This is a genomic window from Capnocytophaga sp. oral taxon 902 (assembly GCF_013394735.1).
Classification (GTDB): domain Bacteria; phylum Bacteroidota; class Bacteroidia; order Flavobacteriales; family Flavobacteriaceae; genus Capnocytophaga; species Capnocytophaga ochracea.
On sequence record NZ_CP058261.1, the window covers coordinates 499,943 to 519,400 of the forward strand.

At 40.5% G+C, this 19,458-nt stretch carries 12 protein-coding genes; 8 read left to right on the top strand and 4 right to left on the bottom strand.

Going from position 1 to position 19,458, the window contains the following annotated elements:
• Window positions 1–104: 104 nt before the first annotated feature.
• A complete protein-coding gene (locus HW278_RS02200; RefSeq protein ID WP_220389387.1) occupies window positions 105–479 on the bottom strand; it encodes a hypothetical protein in 375 nt (124 codons plus the stop codon).
• Window positions 480–707: 228 nt separating this feature from the next.
• Here HW278_RS02200 and gcvH point away from each other — a divergent pair, with 228 nt between their 5' ends.
• The 3 genes from gcvH to HW278_RS02215 are packed head-to-tail and all read left to right on the top strand — an operon-like array spanning window position 708 to window position 2,202.
• Window positions 708–1,088, top strand: coding sequence for a glycine cleavage system protein GcvH (gene gcvH, locus HW278_RS02205; protein WP_178976794.1), 381 nt, complete (start codon window positions 708–710; stop codon window positions 1,086–1,088).
• The gene (locus HW278_RS02210; protein ID WP_178976795.1) at window positions 1,081–1,428 is read left to right on the top strand and encodes a VanZ family protein; all 348 of its coding nucleotides are present in this window, start codon (window positions 1,081–1,083) and stop codon (window positions 1,426–1,428) included. Before gcvH ends, HW278_RS02210 begins: the two co-directional genes overlap by 8 nt.
• Window positions 1,429–1,464: 36 nt before the next feature.
• Entirely contained in the window at window positions 1,465–2,202 is a 738-nt protein-coding gene (locus HW278_RS02215) for an energy transducer TonB (RefSeq protein ID WP_178976796.1), read from the top strand.
• 157 nt (window positions 2,203–2,359) lie between these two features.
• Here the strand turns inward: HW278_RS02215 and HW278_RS02220 are convergent, their stop codons facing one another.
• The 3 genes from HW278_RS02220 to HW278_RS02230 all read right to left on the bottom strand — a co-directional run bounded on the left by HW278_RS02220 (window position 2,360) and on the right by HW278_RS02230 (window position 6,729).
• A complete protein-coding gene (locus HW278_RS02220) occupies window positions 2,360–3,847 on the bottom strand; it encodes a GH3 auxin-responsive promoter family protein (RefSeq protein ID WP_178976797.1) in 1,488 nt (495 codons plus the stop codon).
• A gap of 163 nt (window positions 3,848–4,010) precedes the next feature.
• Complete coding sequence (gene dnaB / locus HW278_RS02225) at window positions 4,011–5,588, bottom strand: replicative DNA helicase (RefSeq protein ID WP_178976798.1); 1,578 nt, start codon at window positions 5,586–5,588, stop codon at window positions 4,011–4,013.
• A 184-nt stretch (window positions 5,589–5,772) separates the two neighbouring features.
• A complete protein-coding gene (locus HW278_RS02230) occupies window positions 5,773–6,729 on the bottom strand; it encodes an acetyl-CoA carboxylase carboxyltransferase subunit alpha (protein WP_002673067.1) in 957 nt (318 codons plus the stop codon).
• Window positions 6,730–7,743: 1,014 nt separating this feature from the next.
• Between HW278_RS02230 and aspA the strand changes: the two genes are divergently transcribed.
• From aspA to HW278_RS02255, 5 genes are all read left to right on the top strand, one after another.
• The gene (gene aspA, locus HW278_RS02235; protein ID WP_009410654.1) at window positions 7,744–9,135 is read left to right on the top strand and encodes an aspartate ammonia-lyase; all 1,392 of its coding nucleotides are present in this window, start codon (window positions 7,744–7,746) and stop codon (window positions 9,133–9,135) included.
• A gap of 100 nt (window positions 9,136–9,235) precedes the next feature.
• Window positions 9,236–9,916 carry a DUF4328 domain-containing protein gene (locus tag HW278_RS02240; protein WP_178976799.1) on the top strand — a complete coding sequence of 227 codons (681 nt, stop codon included), beginning with the start codon at window positions 9,236–9,238 and terminating at the stop codon, window positions 9,914–9,916.
• Window positions 9,913–13,902, top strand: a complete 3,990-nt coding sequence (locus tag HW278_RS02245) for a glycoside hydrolase family 2 TIM barrel-domain containing protein (RefSeq protein ID WP_178976800.1) — start codon at window positions 9,913–9,915, stop codon at window positions 13,900–13,902. Before HW278_RS02240 ends, HW278_RS02245 begins: the two co-directional genes overlap by 4 nt.
• Window positions 13,903–14,491: 589 nt before the next feature.
• Window positions 14,492–17,593 carry a SusC/RagA family TonB-linked outer membrane protein gene (locus HW278_RS02250; RefSeq protein ID WP_178976801.1) on the top strand — a complete coding sequence of 1,034 codons (3,102 nt, stop codon included), beginning with the start codon at window positions 14,492–14,494 and terminating at the stop codon, window positions 17,591–17,593.
• A 28-nt stretch (window positions 17,594–17,621) separates the two neighbouring features.
• Window positions 17,622–19,409, top strand: coding sequence for a RagB/SusD family nutrient uptake outer membrane protein (locus tag HW278_RS02255; protein WP_178976802.1), 1,788 nt, complete (start codon window positions 17,622–17,624; stop codon window positions 19,407–19,409).
• Window positions 19,410–19,458: the final 49 nt, after the last annotated feature.

Here is a 19,458-nt window from a genome sequence, read left to right on the forward strand (position 1 = left end):
TTTAATATATAAAAACATTTTGCTTTCAGTTTTATTCCCAGCACCCACCTTCTTATCCTCAGCTTTTCCTCATTTTATCCCCTCCTCCTTTTAGTCATCTATCACTATTGAGCCACTATAGACCCACTATAGAACCACTGTAGACCCATTGTAGACCCATTGTAGACCCACTGTAGACCCACTGTAGACCCACTATAGACCCACTGTAGACCCACTGTAGACCCACTGTAGACCCACTGTAGACCCACTGTAGACCCACTGTAGACCCACTGTAGACCCACTGTAGACCCACTGTAGACCCACTGTAGACCCACTGTAGACCCACTGTAGACCCACTGTAGACCCACTGTAGACCCACTGTAGACCCACTGTAGACCCACTGTAGACCCACTGTAGACCCATTGTAGACCCACTATAGACCCACTGTAGACCCATTGTAGACCCACTATAAAGCCACTATAGACCCACTGTAGACCCACTGTAGACCCACTTATTGTTCGATTATCTCATAAGCTTCGTATAATCCTCTCCCAAATTAATCATTAACCATTAATCATTAACCAGTTGTGTACCCCACATCTAATCTACTAATTTACCGACCATTATCCCACAACTCAAATAAAATGTTAAAATTTTTCTAATAAAAATTTGGTAGTTACAAAAAAAGAGAGTACCTTTGGCTCGCTTTTTAAGACATTTATTGGGCAATGAACTTTCCATCTGATTTAAAATACACTAAAGAACACATATGGGTGCGCATCGAAGGTGATATAGCCACAGCAGGCATTACCGATTTTGCTCAACACCAATTAAGCGACATTGTGTATGTAGAAGTAGAAACCATAGGCGATACCCTTAATGAAGATGAAGTATTTGGCAGTATCGAAGCCGTAAAAACAGTATCCGATTTATTTATGCCCCTCACGGGCGAAGTAATCGCGTTTAATGAACCGCTAAACCAAAAACCTGAGAAAGTAAATACCGACCCATATGGCAAAGGGTGGATAATACAACTGAAAATAAGCGATATTACCCAGTTAGATAATCTACTCTCAGCCGAAGCGTATAAAACCCTAATAAATGCTTAAAAAACACAAATACACTTTGTTATGGGGCATATGGACGATAGCTATTATCGCTCTAAGTCTTATCTCATCCAGCGAAATGCCCAAAGCACCTCGTATTCCCTATTTAGACAAAGTAGCTCATTTCGGCTTCTATTTCGGTTACACGGCACTGTTTATATTAGCATTTAGAAATAAATTATGGGCAGTAATCACCGCCTTGTTTTTAGGCGCAACGATGGAAATATTACAAGGCTTACTCACCACTACTCGCTCTGCCGACTATATTGATATGCTCTTCAATACATTTGGCACAGTTGTTGCTCTACTGTTTATGAGAAAGTATGAAAAGCTTTTCAGATAAAAAGTATATTTAATAACCTTTTAAAAGAAAATCATTATGCAACCTAAAAAAAATCCGAAAGCCGATTTGGCAAAAAGTAGCGGATTGTTCTTTGCCATAGGATTCGCTCTTGTATCAGCCCTTACCTTATGGGGGTTCGAAACAAAAGTGTATGACAAAAGCGTTCAAGACAACCGTACGTCAGATGTGGATAAGGCTCTTGACGAAAATCAAGAGAACTACACAATGGAGACCCCTCCTGAAACTCCACCACCTCCACCACCTCCAGCCCCTACAGCGGTAGAGGAAGTAAAAGTAGTGGGAAACGATACTAAAATCGAAGAACAAGTAATTGGTATTACTGAAACTACTAAAAATGAGCAAATAGCTAAAGTAGAAGAAATTAAACAAACTGTAGTAGAAGAAGCTCCTGATGTAGATGTGCCTTTTACTATTATCGAAGATAAACCTATGTTCGAAGCTTGTAAAAACGTCCCTAAAGATCAACAAATGAAATGTTTTCAAGAAAACTTGAACAAACACGTAGTAAAGAACTTTAGCTATCCACAAGCTGCCGCCGAAATGGGTATTCAAGGAAAAGTATTTGTAAACTTCCGTATCAATACCGATGGTTCTATTACCGTTTTAGGAGTGCGTGGTCCCGATAAAATTTTGGAAGATGATGCTAAGAAGCTTATTATGAAACTTCCTAGACTTATCCCAGGTAAACAACGTGGTAAACCTACACCAGTTACCTTTGCTTACCCTATCAACTACAAATTACAAAACAACTAAAAAACAAAAGCCAATAGCATTTTACTATTGGCTTTTTTTATTTAATAATTCTACATTATTGCTAAGCAAAAATGATTTGCATTTTTTTGTAGAGTCAAAGTCGCAAAGAACTCAATATGTAAGGCAATCCGCGCTTCTTAAGTAATCAGTCTTAATCTTAACTTTTAACTAATCGCTCCACAACGCTTCTATCATTCGCCAATCGCTGTATTTTGTTCTGTCCGCCGAGCTTTCCTTGCGACTTCATATAAGAGGCAAAACCGCCTTCGGGAACTTCCGTAATTTTGAGCGGTTGGAGTACTTTACCTTGTATGAGGTCGTAGTAGTACATATTCTGTTTTTGTAGAGCCTCATCTATCACTTGGGCAAAGCGTTTCATATCAGTAGGTTTCTGCTCAAATTCTACAAACCACTCGTGATAAGGCAATTCACCCCCTACCGGATTTACCTGAGGAGCGACTGTAAATTCTGTGATACGTGCTCCCGTAGCCTCTAACCCCTCGCGCATTGCCTCTTCCACTTCTTTGCCAATCACGTGTTCGCCAAAAGCCGAAATAAAATGCTTGATGCGCCCTGTAACTACTATGCGGTAAGGCGCAAGCGAAGTAAATTGCACCGTGTCGCCTATGTTGTAACCCCAAAGGCCGGCATTGGTAGAAATAATGAGTACATAGTTCACCCCCAATTGTACGTCCTGCAAAGCCACTCGTTTGGGAGCATCACTGAAGAAAGTATCAGCTTCTACAAACTCGTAAAAAATACCCGAATTGAGCAATAAGAGCATTCCTTTCTCTGTTTGACTATCTTGATAGGCAAAGAATCCCTCGCTGGCGGGATAGAGTTCTATGCTATCCACTTTGCGCCCGATGAGGTGCTCAAATTGTTGGCGATAAGGCTCGTAATTCACCCCTCCATAAATAAACAAGTTGAAATTAGGAAACAGTTTTCCTACTTTAATGCCAGAGCGCATGTACAATCGCTCGAAGTACATCAGCACCCAAGAAGGTATCCCGCTGATGAGAGTCATATTTTCAGAAAAAGTTTCAGTAACAATCGCTTCTACTTTGGTCTCCCAATCTTCTATACAGTTGGTTTTATACGAAGGCATACGATTGCGCTGCAAATAAGCAGGTACATAGTGTGCTACTATGCCCGAAAGTCGTCCTGTTTTAATGCCGTTTTTTTCACCTAAAATAGGACTTCCTTGCAAGAAAATCATCTTTCCTTCTACAAAATCGGCTTTTTTAGTCTCGTGTATATAACATAAAATCGCATCACGTGCTGCCTGAATATGGAAGGGCATCGAGTCTTTGGTAATAGGGATATACTTCGCCCCGCTGGTAGTCCCTGAAGTCTTGGCAAAATAGAGCGGTTTGCCTTTCCATAGCACATCTTTTTCGCCTTCCACTACCCTATCGATATAAGGACGCAAGGCTTCATAATCGCGTATAGGCACGCGAGCAACAAAATCTTCATACGTTTGGATTTCCTCAAAATGATGGTCACGCCCAAAAGCCGTATTTTTAGCTTGTTCTATAAGCGACTGGAATACTTTTTGTTGTGTGTCTATTGGAGCTTTAGCCCAGCGGTCTATCTTTTTTTTAACGATAGAGGCAAATATTTTGAATAAATATGATTTAATCATAATGAAGTCTGTTTGACTCCGCAAAGATACTACTTTTTTTAATTTGCAATACGATAAGTATTAATTTTATAACAAAGCCATTCCTCTCTCCGCATCATTTTATGCTATTGAGAAGAATGGCAAAAAAGGTTTCTTGAATATTTACATACTCCAAGAGTTATTTTTAGTAAGGTATATCGTCTTCGGTTGAAGCTGTTGAAGGTGCGCCAAAAGCCTGCTCCAGATTGGCAGTAGGCACTGTTTCAAAAGCCACATTTTCATTCATCTTCGAAACAAATTCTTGTGTTCCCATAGGTAAATAGCTTCCACTGTCGTATTCCTCTAAGTTAGCAAATCTTCCCAAATGTCCTTCAAACTTCAATCGGATACTATCCAAACCTCCATTGCGGTGTTTAGCCACAATAAACTCAGCTTGTCCAGCGGTAGGTGTCCCTGATTCGTCGTCCCATTCTGTAATTTTATAGTATTCAGGACGGTAGATAAACGATACAATATCGGCGTCTTGCTCAATAGCTCCTGATTCACGTAAGTCGGATAACTGCGGACGCTTTTGCTGTCCAGGACGTGATTCCACATTACGCGAAAGCTGTGAAAGCGCTATTACGGGTATGTTCAACTCTTTAGCAAGAGCTTTTAAGTTACGAGAAATTGTAGAAATCTCTTGCTCGCGGTTACCCACTCCTTTGCTACCTCCTGCCGTCATCAACTGTAAGTAATCAATAATAATTAGCTGAATGCCGTGCTGTGTAGAGAGTCGGCGCGCTTTAGCTCGGAGGTCAAAAATTGATATAGAAGGCGTATCATCTATAAAAAGAGGTGCCTTTTCCAGGTCTTTCACCTTAGTATTTAGCACATACCACTCGTGCTCTTCCAACTTCCCTGTACGCAATTTCTCTGACGACAGACCTGTTTCTGAGGAAATCAAACGCGTAATAAGCTGTACCGAAGACATTTCCAACGAGAAAAACGCTACGGGTATCCCCTGCCCTACTGCTATATTGCGTGCCATAGAAAGCGTGAGGGCTGTTTTCCCCATACCTGGGCGTGCCGCTACGATAATAAGGTCGCTCGCTTGCCACCCTGAGGTGAGTTGGTCGAGTTTAGTAAAGCCCGAAGGTACTCCACTAAACCCATCAGTTTTATTAGAGAGGTCTTGTATTTTCTTGAGTGCTTTTATCACCAAATCTCCCGCTGCTTCACTGGAACGCTTTAGGTTACCTTGTGTTACTTCATAGAGTTTCTGCTCAGCACTGTCCAACGAATCAAACACATCGCGAGTATCGTCGTAAGCGTCTTCTATAATTTCCGAAGAAATTTCAATGAGCTTGCGCTTGATGAACTTTTGTAAAATAATACGCGCGTGAAATTCTACGTTAGCAGATGATGATACTCGTTGGGTGAGATTAATAAGGTAAAACTCTCCTCCCACCGCCTCCAAATTGCCATTTTTGCGAAGTTGTTCTGCCACCGTAAGCAGGTCGATAGCTTCCGATTCGTTGAAAAGTTCAAAGATAGCTTGATAGATAAGTTGATGTTGCTTTTTATAAAAAACTTCAGGGTTGAGTATGTCTATCACATCATCAACGCCTTTCTTGTCAATGAGCATAGCTCCCAAGATAGCTTCTTCAAGATTGAGGTCTTGTGGAGGGAGCTTTCCTCGCTCTAAACTCACTTGTGTTCGCGAGAATGGTTGTATTGCAGGAACAATTTCTGGTACTGATGTGTTTTCTGTTTCGTTCATACGGCAAAGATACGAAATAGTTTAATTTGGGGTAGATGATTTTACCCACAAACACTGTTAATAGTCTGTTGATAACTTCTGAAAAGTTTTCTTTACTCTTCTATTTAGCAACCGTTTACTATCTTCATTTTATAAAAAAAGCGCTTAAATAGCGCCTTTATAAGTTGTTGATATTATCATTTTCTTACTTCTCACTGAACACTCCCATCGCCAGGTACTTGTTCATTCGTTTTTCAACCAATTTATCGGTGGGAAGCTTCTTCAAATCCTTATAAGTGTCCAATATCACTTTGCGAACAGTAGCAAACATCATTTCGCGATCGCGATGTGCCCCCCCGAGTGGTTCCTTAATAATCTCATCTATCAGTTTTAACTTCTTCATATCAGGAGCGGTGAGTTTTAGAGCTTCAGCTGCCTCCTTTTTGTACTCCCAGCTACGCCATAATATAGAGGAACAAGACTCTGGCGATATTACCGAATACCAAGTATTTTCAAGCATATACACTTTATCACCTACACCGATACCTAGCGCTCCTCCCGAAGCTCCTTCGCCTATGATAAACACTATTACAGGCACTTTCAAACGTGACATCTCCAAGATATTGCGAGCAATAGCTTCTCCTTGTCCGCGTTCTTCAGCTTCAATACCAGGGAAAGCTCCTGGCGTGTCTACAAAACTCACTATAGGAATGTTAAACTTTTCAGCTTGTTTCATCAATCGCAAGGCTTTGCGATACCCTTCGGGGTTTGCCATACCAAAATTGCGATATTGTCGCATCTTAGTATTTACTCCTTTTTGCTGACCAATAAACAAAAAACTCTGGTCATCTATCTTTCCAAAACCTCCTATCATCGCCTTATCGTCTTTCACTGTACGGTCGCCGTGAAGTTCCAAAAAAGTGTTTCCTGCAAGTGAGTTGATATAGTCAAGAGTATAAGGTCTCTCTAAGTGACGAGAGATTTGCACTCGTTGCCACGCCGTGAGATTACCATAAACTTCCTTCTTTACTTGGTTGAGTTTCTTTTCTATCTTCTTGCAAGCATCAGTCATATCCACATCACTTTCATTACCGATGACCTGACACTTTTCCATCTGTTCTTCAAGCTCTTTAATAGGTTGCTCAAAATCTAAATATTCCATAAACTAAGCGTTATTTGATTTTTTAGAATGCAAAGATATAAAATAATTTTGAATTACGAACTAATATTTTTTGTTTATAAGTTTAGCTTCTTTCTTTTGTCCAGCAATTCTCCCAAGCAATTAAATGATTATCAACGTTTGTTCAATATAACTCCAACCAATTTGCTAATTTAATCTCCCGTCTCTTCTATCCCACCCATCTTACCTCGTCCCTCTCGTCCTCATTTGCCAATTTCCAAATCTGCTAATTCTCTAATTTCCCAATCCGCCTATCCACTTTCCGTCATAACCCTATTGTCTATGACCTAAGACCTCACACCTCCCCATTTTACTAATTTTCTAATTTGCTAATTCCCTAATTATCCCTTCTCCTTTCCGTCGTACTTCCCCCTATTGCCTATCGCCTAAGGTCTAGTGCCTATTCTTTTTCTTTCGTCTCGAAACCCCGTTTTTAGCATTTTTAGCACTGTTGTATTGTGTTATGAATCAACCACTTATATACCCTTTCTATACCAATCGTCCAAGATTCGTATAAGCTTCCTATAAGCTCTCTATAAGCTAACCCCACCCTCCTTACAGCCTTTTTGCACCAATTTTTCTCTCAACCCTCTTCCGATTTTCTTCATTTTCTTCCGATACCTCCTTAGTATCTCTGTTTCCTCTCCAACCCTTCCCGAAAACTCAGAGTTTTTCGGAGTTTCTTCGGCAATTCTCAAATGTATGACTCGTCCGGTCTGTCCTACAAGTTCGAGCTGCCAAATAACTATTTTCATCTCTTCCTTTTACCAATTTGCTAATTTCTAAATTTACTAATCTACCAATTTTTATTTAATTTCTAAGGCATAACCTCACTCCTTTAAATCGAAGTTACGTTGTCTTAAAAAATATTTTTCTTTTTTCTTTTCTATTAAAAAAAACTTCCGTACTTTTACCGAAATTTTTTAAACCAATACATTTTCGTTGCATAACGTAAGTATCATATATAAAATTACTAAAAATATAAAATTTAAAATTATGACAAAATTTAGAACAGAATCCGACCTTATCGGCGACTTGCAAGTGCCCGCCGATGCTTACTATGGCGTACAAACACAACGCGCCATCGAAAACTTCCGCATTACAGGAACTAAAATGGGTGATTACCCTGAGTTTGTAAAAGCTATTGGTTATGTAAAACTCGCCGCAGCTCAAACAAACCACGCTTTGGGATTACTCCCCGACGAACTGCTCAAACCTATTTCTGAGGCTTGCAAAGAAGTAATCGAGGGGAAGTTTAACCATCAGTTCCTCGTAGATATGATTCAAGGAGGGGCTGGTACTTCGGTGAATATGAACGCTAATGAAGTAATAGCCAATCGCGCCTTAGAAATTATGGGGTATCCTCGCGGTGATTACCAACACTGCTCTCCTAACGACCACGTGAATCAATCACAATCTACAAACGACGCTTACCCTACTACTGTAAAGTTAGCTGTTATCAAGATGAACGAAACGCTCATCAAGCGTCTATCATTGCTCATTGAGGCTTTTCGGAAGAAAGGTAAAGAGTTCGCCGATGTAATAAAAATGGGTCGTACCCAGTTGCAAGATGCCGTACCTATGACGCTTGGTCAAGAATTCGAAGCTTTTGCAGCCAACCTCGAAGAAGAAATCGCCCGCTTGCAAAGCAACGCCAAGCTCTTCTTGGAAATCAATATGGGAGGTACCGCCATTGGTACAGGACTCAACGCTCCTAAGGGATATGCCAAACTATGTGCCGAAAACTTAGCTAAGCTCACAGGCGAAGCCTTCGTTACTGCCTCTAACTTGGTAGAAGCTACCCCTGATACCGGTTCATATGTAATTTATTCCTCTGCGCTAAAACGTATGGCAGTAAAACTCTCTAAGATTTGTAACGACTTGCGTTTGCTCTCCTCAGGACCTCGTGCAGGACTCAACGAAATCAACTTGCCTAAAATGCAACCTGGTTCGTCTATTATGCCCGGCAAAGTAAACCCTGTTATCCCCGAAGTAGTGAACCAAGTATGCTTCAAAGTGATTGGTAATGACCTTACCGTTACCTTCGCCGCTGAGGCAGGTCAGTTGCAACTCAACGTAATGGAACCCGTGCTCTGCCAGTGCATTATCGAGTCTATCGTATTCTTAGAACGCGCTATCGACACCTTGCGCACCAAGTGTATCGAAGGTATTACCGCCAATCGCGAAGTATGCCTCAATATGGTAAAACACAGTATCGGTATCGTTACAGCGCTCAACCCACATATAGGGTATAAGAACAGCACCAAGATAGCCAAAGAAGCCCTTGAAACAGGTAAGTCAGTGTACAATTTAGTATTAGAACACGGCTTGCTTTCTAAGGATAAGCTCGATGAGATTTTAGACCCTAAAAATATGTTAGGCGTTTAATAATTTATAAATTTAGAGATTTCAATATTCAACAAGAAAAGGCGTAACCTTTTTTAATATCAACTTCCAGTTACGCCTTTTCTTATAAAAACCAACAAAAATGTTAAGAGATAATACTACCCGTGCTAAGAATGCCATAATAATGTTGTGGATATCCTTTGCTTTTTTATTCATATTTCTGATTTCAGATATTTTTGAACTATATATTATTAGAGAGTTCCTTGTAGGTGAAATAGATGACGAATTGTTTGCAAGAGCTGAACTGAGTGATGTTTTCTCAGGTATAGTAGGTATTTTGTGGCTTGTGATATTCATTATAATGAGTATTCTTTTTTTGATGTGGTTCAGGCGCGCTTATTACAACTTGCACCAACTGAAAAATAACCTCTCATATACCGATGGTTGGGCAGTAGGAAGCTGGTTCATTCCTTTTGCTAACTGGGTACTCCCATATCGCATAATGAAAGAAATATACGATAGTACTCGCAATCTTTTCATACAAAGGGGAGACATACAACCCAAACTACCTACTAATTTTGTAACCATTTGGTGGACGATTTCAATTATTTCTTCTGTAGTAAATTACTTTGTTTTTAGAGCCTCTATGCTTGATGATCCTACTATCGAGATGTCATATACAACCTCAATTATAAATGTGATTGGTACTCTTTTGTTAATCATTTCCCTTTTTTTATGCATCAAAGTCGTAAAAGATTACGCCAAGGTAGAACCCTTATTATCCAATCTTCAAAAAGACGAAACTAATACTAATAATTTATGAAACACTATTTTAGAACAGTAAGTACCCTACTAAGTTTACTACTCTCTCCTTATTTATTAGCCCAACACAAACCTTTGGGTGGTTTTGCTTATGGCACTCTCTCAGCCCCTACGGGTAAAGAATGGGAGTCTGTAGAAGAACTCTCGCTTAACAAAGAGTACCCTCGTGCTTATTTCTTCTCGTTTAAAGACGAAAAGACGGCTACCCAAGTATTGCCTGAACATTCTCCCTATTGGAAATCTCTCAATGGACAATGGCAATTCCACTGGTGCAAAACCCCCGAAGAGCGTCCCAAAGACTTCTATAAACCCGATTTCGACGCTTCTGCTTGGGAGACGATTCCTGTGCCTTCTAACTGGAATATACAAGGTATCCAAAAAAACGGTACGCTCAAATATGGAGTGCCTATCTATGTAAACCAACCCGTGATTTTCTATCACGAGCGCAAGGTAGACGATTGGCGTAAAGGAGTAATGCGCACACCTCCTAAAACGTGGACAACCTATGAGTACCGCAATGAGGTAGGTTCTTATATCCGCGATTTTGAAGTACCTACCGATTGGGACGGTCGTGAAATCTTCATCGATTTCGATGGAGTAGACTCTTTCTTCTACCTTTGGATTAATGGGCAGTATGTAGGCTTTTCTAAAAACTCACGCAATGTAGCTTCTTTTGATATTACCAAATATCTACACAAAGGCAAGAATAAAGTAGCCGTAGAAGTATACCGCAATTCCGATGGTTCTTTTCTCGAATCACAAGATATGTTCCGCCTACCTGGGATATTCAGAACAGTAGCCTTGCGCAGTACTCCTAAGGTGCAAATCTTTAACCTCAACATTCTTACAGATACCCAAAACCTCACCGATTGGCAGTTAAAAGTAAATGCCGAAGTGCGCAACCTCAGCCCAAAAGCAGTCAAAGATTATCAAGTGCGCTATAACGTATACGAAGTCTCATTGTATAAAGACGACGTTACCTCCACTGCTACCAAAGGAAGCATTCCCCTAAAAACAGTAGCCCCTAACGCTATCGATAAGGTGAGCGGTACAATAACCGTAAAGAATCCTAAACTATGGTCGGCTGAGGAGCCTCATCGTTATGTGCTCGTAGCTCAACTTTTGGATAAAAAAGGGAAAGTGGTAGAAACAGTATCGTCTTACTTTGGCTTTAGAAAAGTAGAAATCAAAGATACTAAGGCTGAAGACGATGCTTTCGGAAAGGCAGGAAGGTATTATTATCTCAATGGTAAGACTATCAAATTTAAAGGCGTAAACCGTCACGAAAGTCACCCCGCACAAGGGCACGTGCTCACACATCAACAAATGGAAGAAGAGGTGATGATGATGAAGCGAGCCAATATCAACCACGTGCGCAACTCTCACTATCCACCCGACCCTTATTGGTTTTACCTCTGCGATAAGTATGGTATTTATTTAGAAAACGAAGCTAATATAGAGTCTCACGAGTATTACTACGGCAAAGAATCACTTTCTCACCCTAAAGAATGGGAAAAGGCTCACACAGCCCGCGTAACCGAAATGGTAGAGGCTACCTATAATTCGCCTGCCATTGTGATATGGTCACTTGGTAATGAAGCAGGCCCTGGTCAGAACTTTGTAACGGCTTATAAACACCTCAAAACACTCGATACTTCTCGCCCTGTACAATATGAGCGCAATAACGACATCGTAGATATGGGCTCTAACCAGTACCCTTCCGTAGCGTGGGTACAGGGTGCTGCTACAGGTAAGTACGACATCAAATATCCGTTTCACATCTCGGAATACGCGCATTCTATGGGCAATGCAGTAGGGAATCTCGCCGATTATTGGGAGGCTATCGAAAGCTCCAATTTTCTATGCGGAGGTGCTATCTGGGATTGGGTAGACCAAGCGATGTACAACTATACCAAAGACGGCATTCGCTATCAAGCCTATGGAGGTGATTTTGGCGACTTCCCTAACGATGGTCAGTTTGTGATGAACGGCATTATCTTTGCCGATAGAACAGTAAAACCACAGTACTACGAAGTGCAGAAAGTGTATCAGAATATAGGCGTGAAAAAACTCAATAGCTTTACTTTTGAAATTTTCAATAAAGGCTATTTTACTGATCTTTCAAACTATGAGGGTATGTGGAAACTCTATAAGAACGGTGTGCTTGTAGAAGAGCGTCCTTTTGAAGTGCCTTCTGTGATGCCACAGCAAAAATCAAGTGTGACTATTACCCCTGTAACCTTAGATAACAATGAAGAATATTACAGTATTGTAGAATTCCGCCTTAAAGCAGATACCCCTTGGGCTAAAAAAGGATTTGTGCAAGCTCGCGAACAATTCTTAATGCAACCTGCTACCCAAAAGCCTTCTCTTTCCTCTGTAGCCAAAGGAGAAAAACTCACTCTTAGCAAAGACAAAAAGACCATTACCGGAAAAGACTTTTCAGTAACTTTTGATTTCGATAAAGGTACGATAGGCACACTACGCTATGGTGAGCATACAATTATTGCCAACAGCGACCTAAGTCTCAACGCTTTCCGCGCCTTCACCAATAACGACAATTGGATATACGAACAATGGTTTGAAAAAGGATTGCATAACCTGCGTCATAAAGCTATTGCTTCCTCAGTGAAACCTAATAAAGAAGGTGGTTATACATTCTATTTCACGGTGGAATCACAAGCACCTAATGCAGCTAAAATAACAGGTGGTGCCAGCTCAGGACGCAATAAGATAGAGGAACTTACCCACCAGAAATTTGGTGCAAACGACTTTAAGTTCACTACCAACCAAATTTTTACCGTCTATCCCGACGGCTCTATCGAACTACAAGCTAGCGTGGTGTCTAACGATGCCTCTTTGGTATTGCCACAATTGGGCTATTTACTCAAACTGCCTAAGCAATACGAGAACTTCACCTATTATGGTCGCGGTAAACAAGATAATTATTCCGACCGCAAATCGGGGGCTTTTGTAGGTCTCTACAGCGGTAAAGTAGCCGATGAATTTGTGCCTTTCCCTAAACCACAAGATATGGGGCAACACCAAGAAACCCGCTGGGCAGCTCTTACCAATGCTCAGAGTGCCGGCGCAGTGTTTGTAGGGGCTGAACCGCTATCGGTAGCAGCTTTGTCTTATAAAGCTATCGATATGACTTTGGCAGGACACCCCTACCAATTGCCAGAACCTGATGGCGTGTATTTGCAACTGAACATAGGCAACACAGGTTTGGGCGGACATAGTTGCGGCCCTCGTCCGTTGTTGCGTGACCGTTTGTTAGCAACCCCTCATAATTTCGGTTTCATTATTCGTCCAGCCAAAGAAGATTTGCAAACCATAACCAATATAAGTGCAAGCGGTGAGCAACCTCTTTCTATTACTCGTAGCAAAGTAGGAAAAGTATCTATCAGTACAGCCAATGCCCTTGCAACTATCTATTACAGCATCAATAATAGCAAAGCACAGAAATACACCCTTCCTTTCGATTTGCCTAACGGAGGTACTGTAAAAGCGTGGTTTGCAGGTAATGAAACTCAGAAATACACCCTTACTTTCGGTAAAGCCGAAAGCACGGCAATGGAAGTAATTTTCGCCAGCAGTGAAGAAGCAGACGTAGGTGACGCCAAACATTTAGTAGATGGCGACCCCAATACCATTTGGCACTCCGCCTATTCAGTTACTGTAGCCAAACACCCACATTGGGTAGATTTCGATATGGGAAAGGTAGTTAATGTAAAAGGCTTTAGCTTTACCCAGCGCACTGATAGCTGGAGCGGAAAGGTGAAAGATTACCAAATACAACTGAGCAACGACGGTAAGAACTGGGGAGAACCCGTGAAAGTAGGAGCTTTTAAAGATGTGAGTAGCGCCCAACAAGTGTTGCTCGACAAGGTTGTAAAAGCACGCTATGTGCGTTTCACCGCCCTAAGTGATTTTTATGGTGAAGATTTCGCCACAGGTGCCGAGTTTATGGTGATATTAGAATAGAAATTTAATTTGTTGTCATTGTAAGTTAAATTAAATTTAATTGAAGGGAGGCTGGCTCTTTAAGAGCCAGCCTCTTCTGTTGTTCGTTATTCACCATTCGTCAATCCTTCCTTTTTCTTTCGTCTCGAAACACTGTTTTTAACATTTTCACCCTTGTTATATTATGCTATTATTCAACCATTTATACACCCTTTCTATACCAATCTTCCAAGATTCGTATAAGCTTCCTATAAGCTCTCTATAAGCTAACCATACCCATCTAATAGCCTTTTTTCATCAAAAACCCTCTCTCGCCTCTTCCAAACTTCTCCGTTTCCTTCCGCTCTCTCTAACCTATTCGATTTGTCCGACAAGTCTCACCTATCAATAAACAATTTTTATCACTACTCATTTACTAATTTTCTAATTCTCTCATTTTCTCATTTCTGGTATTATTGGCATTTCTGGTATTATTATTATTTTCTTATTTTTCCTTATATATTTTACATCGTAATAAAAAATAATTAAAAAGTTGCGAAAATATTTGCTTTATATAACTTTTTATTAATATATTTGCGCCATTAAATAACCAATAGAAAGTTTTGGAAGTATGAAACGAAAAATCTTCTTATTACTCATAGCTCTATGGAGTACTACCTCTCTGCTATGGGCACAAAACAAACAAATTTCCGGTACTGTTACCGATGAGAAAGGCACTCCTCTTCCCGGAGTGAGTGTACAAATCAAATCAACTACCCGTGGGGTAGCTACTGATTTTGATGGTAAATATAGCATTGAAGCCTCTCCAGGCAACGTGCTATTGTTCAGTTCTATGGGCTATGCCTCCCAAGAAAAAACCATTGGCAGGGGGGGTAATAGCTTGATTATCAACATAAAGCTAAAAGAAGACACCCAAGAACTAGGTGAAGTAGTAGTCGTAGGCTATGGTACCCAAAAGAAAGAAAACCTTACGGGAGCTGTAGCAGCGGTAGACGCTAAGAAATTAGCCAGCCGTTTAGCAACAAGCATTACCAAAGCCTTGCAAGGAAGTGTAGCTGGGGTTACCGTTATCTCTCGTCCTGGAGGTACGACTCTTAACATTCGCGGGCGCGGTAACTTAGGTAATTCCGACCCTCTCTATATCGTAGATGGTATAGAGGTAAGTAGCAATTTCTTCAATGCTATGAATCCTAATAGTATTGAGAACATCTCTTTCTTAAAAGACGCTTCTTCGGCAGCTATCTATGGAGCAAAAGCTGCTTATGGCGTAGTATTAGTAACTACCAAATCCGCTAAAACAGGCGTGATGCAAATTAGTTACGAAGGTGCTACAGGGGTACAAATGCCTACCTACTTACCTAAGATGGTAAATTCAGCTGAATATGCCGAAATGTATCGCTTAGCCGAACGCAACACAGGTGTCCCTGAAGCCAACCTTACTTTTACCGATGAGATGATACAAAAGTATCGTGATGGCTCTGACCCCGACCGCTATCCCAATACCAATTGGTTCGACCTCATTGTGCGTAAACAAAGCTTTATTACCAAACACAACGTACAATTCTCAGGAGGCGTAGAAAAGTTCAAATATCTATTAGACGGAGGTTTCTTTAGAGAAGAAGGAGCTTCAATAGGTGATGTAACCGACCGCTACAACTTGAACTCCAAAACTTCTTCCGATATTAAAAAATGGCTTACCCTTACCTCTAATATTAATTTCATCTATACCAAACATAACAATACTCGCGGTGGTATTAACTTTGTAGAGGCTTTGCGCGTACCTCCCACCCAAGTAGCCAAACATTCTAATGGTGAATGGGGTACCGTTCGTAACGGGCGACAAACAACTTCTGAAGAAACCAACGCAAACCCTTACCGCTCTTGGGCTGAAAATGGTAGAAGTAGTTCTACAGCGCGTCGCCTTTTAGGTTCTATCGCTGCCGAAGTACGTCCGTTTGAAAAAGTAAAAGTTACCAATCAGTTCGCTTATAGTTATTATGATTATCGAGGGTTCTCTTTTGCTAACAGAAAGAAAGGTGTACCAAGTTTCCTAAATCCTGCTTCAGGAATTATTGCAGGTACAGCCTCCACTAATAACCAAATGGACTTAGATTGGTTCTATTCCGATAAGTTTATCTATGACGGCTGGCTTAACTACGACCAGACCTTTAACGACCTACACGCCGTAACCTTAATGATAGGGGCGCACACCGATATCTATTCGTTTAGGCGTCTTACCGTAGGACGTAAAAACTTCGCCAGCAATGATATGAACGACTTTTCAGGTGGTTCTTTAAAAGAAGTAGACCAAATACTCACAGACACAAAAAATAATATAAATTATTACGAAGAAGAAAGCATTAATTCTTATTTTGGTAGGATAGGTTACACTTACGACCAAAAATACCTATTCGAAGCCAATTTCCGTGCCGATGCTTCTTCTCGTTTCGCTAAAAAAGGTCGTTGGGGTTACTTCCCCTCTTTTTCAGTGGGCTGGCGTGTAGACCAAGAGAAGTTTATGGAAAATGCCACTTGGCTCGACGGACTCAAATTGCGCGCCTCTTGGGGTGAGAATGGTAATATTAAAAACATAGGATTATACGATACTTATTCTACTTACGATAGTGGAGGTACTACAGTATTAGGTGGAGTAAGCGTTCCTACCCTTACCGAAGGACGTATAGGAAACCCAGACCTTACTTGGGAAACTACTGCTTCCACTAACATAGGTCTTGATTTGAGTATTGGTAAAGGGCTCATCAATATCACCGCCGATTTATACAACCGCCTAACAAAAGGTATTCTTATCCGTGCTAATGATATAATGGCTGAAACTGGCCTCTCTTCTAGTCAAATACCTGCACGTAATGTAGGTAAAGTACGTAATAAAGGTATTGAGTTAGTACTCTCTCATTATAAATCTTTTGGTGACTTCAGTTATAACGTTTCTTTAAATGGCACTTTTAACCACAACGAAATTGTCGACTTAGGTGATAAAGTAGACCAATTACCTCCTGAGGATCTTTGGATATACAAAAAAGGAGGTTCTATTGGCGATTTCTATATGTATGACTCCAATGGTCTCTATACCCCACAAGAGATTACTGACGGAAAATTTGTGCCTCTGGGAGAACAAGTTCCTGAAGCTGGTATGATTCGTTATGTAGACATTAACGGCGATGGAAAAATTGATGCCAAAGACCGTACTGTAGTAGGTAATGATGTCCCTAAATACACCTATGGAGTAAACATTGAACTTAACTACAAAAACTTCTCTTTCTCCATAATGGGGCAAGGTATTCAAGGCGTAAAAGTATATCTAAGGAATGAAGCCTCACAATCATTCTTTGATAACTCTGTACCTCGTGAGTGGCAAAGGGATAACTGGACAACCGAAAATCAAGGAGCTTCTTATCCTAAACTTTTTGTCCCTTCTGATGCTCGTTATAAATATAACACGCAAACTTCATCTTTTTGGTTATTTAATGCCGATTATTTCAGAATTAAAAACATAACCCTTGGATATACACTACCCGATGAAGTACAAAAGATATTAGGAGTAACCAATGCGCGTGTATATCTTTCAGGTGAAAACCTCTTTACTTTTAGAGGCGATAAACGTATGAAAGACTTTGACCCCGAAGTAGCCAGTGGTCGTGGTTATTCATTGGTGTTAAAAAGCTATATCGCTGGTCTGTCTTTCTCTTTCTAACCTATCATAACTATTAAATTTAAAGACAATGAAAAATATCATACAAAAATCATTTATTGCGCTTGCCTTAATGGGTACAATGAGTTGTGGCGATGACTTTTTCGATAAAACCCCACAAGATTCATTAGATCCTTCAAAGATAGATGAACGTCTTTTTATAGGGCTCCGAAATGGTATCTATCGCCATTTAAATGATGGCTATGGCGGAATTTTCGAAGACGGATATGCCGATAATGGCTATTCACGAAATCTGTGGGATAGTAATGGTAGCTCTGTACAAGGAAATACACTTACATCATCTCAAGACTATGGTTATAATGGCTTTTACTCAGGCATACGTGCTTGTAACCAAGTTATTGAACAAGTCGATAACTTTCAACAGATTTCAGCCAATTTACGTGAGAAGTATAAAACTGAAGCTCGCGTAATGCGCGCGTGGATTTACGGAAACCTTACGCTTTATTTTAATAATGTACCTTTCGTAACTACCGTTGCCAATGATTACCCCGATGGGTTAGCCCAAACACCAGCCTCTGAAATCAGATCGTGGGTGCTTAAAGAGTTAGACGAAGCCATTGCTATATTGCCTCAAACTAATGACAAAGGTTGTTTTAATAAAGCAATGACCTATGCCATTAAAGCGCGTTTAGCTTATTATTTTGGTAAATACGATCAAGCCGAAACAGCAGCCCGCTATGTAATTGATAACGGTGGTTATCGCTTGCATCAAGTAGCATCTCTTACCCCCGATATGATAAAAGATGCTGAATACTTCAAAAAGTTTGTTGACTTTTCTGCTTATGGTATTAATGAAGATATTTTTATCAAAGGCATATTCAATTATCAAAACATTTGGAAAGCTGATAATAGTCCAGAAACCATTATTGCTAAGGAGTTTATCGCAAGTGAACGTGAAGGCAACTGGTTAAGAGTAACAGCCTTATTAACTCCTAATTTAGTGTCTAAACACGCTTGGGCTACTATTGTCCCTATTCAAGAATTGGTAGATGCTTACTGGACAACTGATGGTAAAACCAAACCTACCCTTTCTACTATGGAGCAACGTATTCTAGATTATAAAGCACTTTCCGATGAAGTAAAAGCAATTCAAGAAGCCAATAAATCTACTTACAGTCAGGCAGTAAATAGTATTGTGAACACATTGCCTGATAAAGCCTATATGACACAGTTCAAGAATAGAGATAGTCGTTTGTATGCTTCTATCATCTTTCCATTCTCCTCCGTAAGTAAATACCGAATGAACGAATATCAGCAATACATTCCTGATATTGTAAATTACGGTAAAAGTGGTTATGCCTTCAGGAAGATGAGCGGTGCAGATGACGTAGTGCCTGTATGGGGTGACGCTTATTACACAACAGGAGTAGATTTCCCGCTCATTCGTTTGGCTGAAATGATGCTTATCTATGCCGAAGCCCATACCCAAAATACAGGTTATGACGGTACAGTAGTAACTGAGCTCAACAAGTTGCGCACTCGTGCGGGTATGCCCGAAGTACCTACCGGTCTTTCTAAAAACGATGCTCTCGATTTTATCCGCAAAGAACGTCGTATAGAGTTGGCAGGTGAAGGCTTACGTTTTTTCGATATTCGTTTGTATGAAGACGATACTCGTAACGGAGGCTTTAAAGGCACTGAAGCTGCAAGTGTGGTAATGAGAGGACAAATAAAAGACGTAGTAGGTAACCCTGGTACTACCAAAACCTGGTCTGCACGCCTTATGTATATGCCTATTCCACAAACAGCTTTAGACAAAAACAAAAACGCTGGTATGAAACAAAATCCAGGATATTAATCAGATTTCAATAACACAAAAAGGCTATCTTGAAAAATTATTTTCTTAG